The sequence below is a fragment of the Microcoleus sp. LEGE 07076 genome, from assembly GCF_015207455.1.
In the GTDB taxonomy this organism is placed as follows: Bacteria; Cyanobacteriota; Cyanobacteriia; order Cyanobacteriales; family Microcoleaceae; genus Microcoleus.
Map to the genome: position 1 here is coordinate 1 of NZ_JADEWV010000361.1, position 3,650 is coordinate 3,650.

Consider the following 3,650-nt stretch of genomic DNA (forward strand, 5'->3'; position numbering starts at 1 on the left):
GCTACAGGTTGTTCGGCTCTGGAGCCAGCTAACTCACAACCTCGGAACTCTTCTTTGCGACGGAAAAAATGCGCTGTCGGGCCCCGGGCTTTAGTTGTTCAAGACCTCATATTTTGGCGTAATTTTCAAACGAGTTTGTTAATCTGTGCAGGCTACTAATTCCTAAATCTTAATTTTTATTGTTTAATTACCCAAAACGGCTGACAACAAATAGTTTTGAGTTTTGAGTATAGTTCTAAATTATAAAAATATAATTTGTGAACTCATTAATAACTCAAAACGCAATGGTAGAAACCTAAAATAGTTGTAAGGTGTGAGTTTTGATATGTGAATCATTAATTAAATATCCAACAACTCTGTAGTTGAATCGCTATAGCAACCGCGCCCGGAGGTTAGGAGATTCTCGCCTTGCTCAAACAGAAGATATGATAGCGGTTCGATCGCGTTGTGAGCTATGCGCGGTTTGGCAAATGCCCTGTTTGGCCAGCGGTACCTGATATCAGAGCTCGAAAGGCTATATATTGCTTCTTCATGCTTCCTCCTATCGGTTAAATCCGTTAAATCCGTCCTGACGAATCCGTTGCATAACTTACTTCTTCCGAAGACCGCAACTCACAAATTAACCGTCAAAGCCCAAAACAATTTTGAGTCTTGAGTTTGGCATCAAAAAGTCAAAACTCAAAAATCCGAATTACTTTTATCCCCTAATCTGATGGACTATAACACAGATTTCCGGCGATCGAGCCTCGCCTCTACAGCCTTTTTTGAAGAGTTAGGGGCAGAATTAGTATTTACCCAAGACGCAACGGGTAGATATCTATCTTTTTACTGGCAAAAAGCTCAGGAGTACAACCTCACAGCAGCAGAAATTGTCGATCGCCCCCTCAGCGAAACCCTAGAACCCATCCCCCCTGCGCCTTATCTCGACAGGCTGCGCCGGGCGATCGAAACCCTCGTCCCGCAAAGGTTCAGCTATCCATTTTCCCGCGCCGGACAAGATTTTTTGTTCGATTTGACAGTCACTCCGGCGATCGACTCAAACGGGAAAGCCACAAAAGTCTTAGTTATGGGAAGGCTGCTGTCTGACAAACCCGCATCTAAGTTCCCAGATTCCCCAGAATTTATGCCCGATCGAGCTTTGTCATCCCCCTCGGAGACCTGCGAACAAATCCTGTATCCAGCCAGCCGCATCGGTCGAACGCTCCTTTCCTACTCGGAAATCGACCGCAGAATCATCTCCCAAATAGCTCAAAACCTGCACAAAACCCTCGACCTAGAGACAATTTGGCGGCAAACAGCTAACAGTTTGGGTCAAGTATTAAACGCGAGCCGCTGCATCATCTGTTCCTCAAAAAAACACAACGAAACTCTCAAATTCTCCCCATTCATAGCCTCGAAAAATCAGCCAAATTCGACCGCCCCAGCAGCCGAATTGCCACAGTCAATTGCCAGCGATCGACCGCCCCCGCTGCAACCCGATCGAATCGAAAGTCTCCAATCGAAAACTTTTAAAGTAGTAGCTGAATACCGCCAAGAACCTTACTCTTCTATGCTCGGATTAGAACTCTGCGCCGCCGAACAGCCCGGGTGGATTCAAACTTTAGCCACCTTAACACCCGTAGCAGTCGATTACGCCTCCCCTGCAGCCGATTCCTTCGATCGCCATTCCGTCCTCGTAGCAGCCACCTCCTATGAAGAACAACCCAATGCCCTGATCTGTTTGCACCGCTGTGGCAGTTCCCCGAAATGGAGTCCAGTCGAACTCGAATTCGCCCGCGAGTTAGTCGCTCAAGTCGGCAGCGCGATCGCCCACGCTACACTTTACCAAGAATTAGAACAGGCCCGCGCCGAAGCCGTAGCTCTTTCTCAACTTAAAAGTCAATTTCTTGCCAATACTTCCCACGAACTCCGCACCCCCCTCAACGGCATCCTCGGCTTCCTGAAACTGCTTGTAGACGGCATGGCAGATGACCCCGAAGAAGCGCACCAATTTATCGAAGAAGCTTACCGATCGGCAATACACTTGTTCAATGTGATCAACGATATTTTGGATATCGCTAAAATCGAAGCCGGCAAAATGGAGTTAGACTTCGCTCCCGTCAAACTCGGCGAACTGTTGCAGGAAGTTGAGAATTTTACGCGGGTTCAAGTGCAGCAAAAGCGATTGCAATTTCAAGTTCAAAAACCCGCTGTCGAAGACGAAATTATTTTGTACTGCAACTACCAACGCCTGCTTCAGGTAATGTTGAACCTGAGCGGCAATGCGATTAAATTTACCCTGGAAGGGGGAATTCGGATCAGTGCCGAAGTTATTAAAAAACAGGTAAGTGTTCACAACCAGCAGTTCCCGGGAATGGTTAAAATCCGAGTTGCTGATACTGGCATTGGGGTTTCTCTCGACAAACAAGATAAATTATTTGAGTCGTTTTTTCAAGTGGACGGCGCCCGTACCAGACAATACGGGGGCATCGGTTTGGGATTGGCTATTTCTCAAAAACTAATAGAAGCAATGGGGGGTACAGTCAATTTTTACAGTATGGGTGAAGGACTTGGATCGACTGTTACTTTTACTGTGCCCCTTTATCAAGAACCGCTGTTTCAAAAATAGTCATTAGTTATTAGTTAGTAGTTATTAGTTAGTAGTTATTAGTTATTAGTTATTAGTCATCAGTCATTAGTCATTAGTCATCAGTCATTGGTCAACAGTCATTGGTCATCAGTCATTAGTCATCAGTTAACAGTCAACAGTCATTAGTCATCAGTTAACAGTCAACAGTCATTAGTCCTCTTGCAAAAGTCCTTTTAATCAAATTGTGGGACGATGCTCAGAGCAACATCCCACAATAAAAAAGATTTTTGTGGGATGGCACGCGAGCATCGTCCTAACTATTTTTGCAAGAAGTCTATTAGACATCTGGCATAATTATTGTGGAACAGGCATCCTGCCTGTTCAAGATTGGGTTTTTGGGATAAGTATAGCCTTTCGATCTCTCATATGAGGTACTCTCGTGGGCATAGAGCATACACCTCCGCGGCCAAACAGGGCTTTATTTTGTAATTTATTCCCTGTGTCCTGTTTAACTCAAATAAGCGTTAAGTTTTGGTAGTAATTTATCGACAATTGCTTTAAATTTGCTTACTTCTTCCCTGGTGATAAGTTGTCTAGCATAGGCTAATCTTAACCAGTTTACGGTTTCATACAAAGAGATAATCGCAATTTTTACAAAACGCCGATTATCTCGGTCATTATAACGACCTCTTCCTTCAGCAATATTAGCACAGACATTATCAGCAGACCGAACTATCTGTTGGCCCATCGTATTTTTTGTGAAGTAATCCCATTTTTTAACAATCTCCCAAATCTGATTCGCCAAACTTTCCGCCAACTTATAAACCTCTAATTCCTCAAAATCAGGTCTTCCCATAATTACCTCAAAAACTCAATTATATTAAATCATCAATCCCCAATTCCCAATGACCAATTCCCAATTCCCAATTCCCAATTCCCAATTCCCAATTCCCAGGGTTGTCACCCGCCCCAAATTTTCCTACAAACACAGTTACATTGCCCGCTTCGGTATTAATTTTTACTTTGTCGGCTGCCAACTCACTTTTTAGTTGTTTTGGAATCAGACCCCTCACCCCCATTG

Annotated in this window: 2 protein-coding genes and 1 pseudogene; 1 reads left to right on the forward strand and 2 read right to left on the reverse strand. The window is 44.3% G+C overall.

What is annotated here, in order from left to right; translation table 11 throughout:
- Positions 1 to 712: 712 nt before the first annotated feature.
- Complete coding sequence (locus tag IQ270_RS29005; protein WP_193976575.1) at positions 713 to 2,608, forward strand: ATP-binding protein; 1,896 nt, start codon at positions 713 to 715, stop codon at positions 2,606 to 2,608.
- A gap of 469 nt (positions 2,609 to 3,077) precedes the next feature.
- Here the strand turns inward: IQ270_RS29005 and IQ270_RS29010 are convergent, their stop codons facing one another.
- Positions 3,078 to 3,425, reverse strand: coding sequence for a four helix bundle protein (locus tag IQ270_RS29010; RefSeq protein ID WP_193976576.1), 348 nt, complete (start codon positions 3,423 to 3,425; stop codon positions 3,078 to 3,080).
- Between the two features lie 19 nt (positions 3,426 to 3,444).
- Positions 3,445 to 3,650: pseudogene (locus IQ270_RS29015) on the reverse strand (hypothetical protein); the annotation flags it as partial.

Bases quoted from the DNA above. Each gene is read 5' to 3' on its own strand.
- IQ270_RS29005 (WP_193976575.1), top strand. From the start codon at position 713: ATGGACTATAACACAGATTTCCGGCGATCGAGCCTCGCCTCTACAGCC.
- IQ270_RS29010 (WP_193976576.1), bottom strand. From the start codon at position 3,425: ATGGGAAGACCTGATTTTGAGGAATTAGAGGTTTATAAGTTGGCGGAA.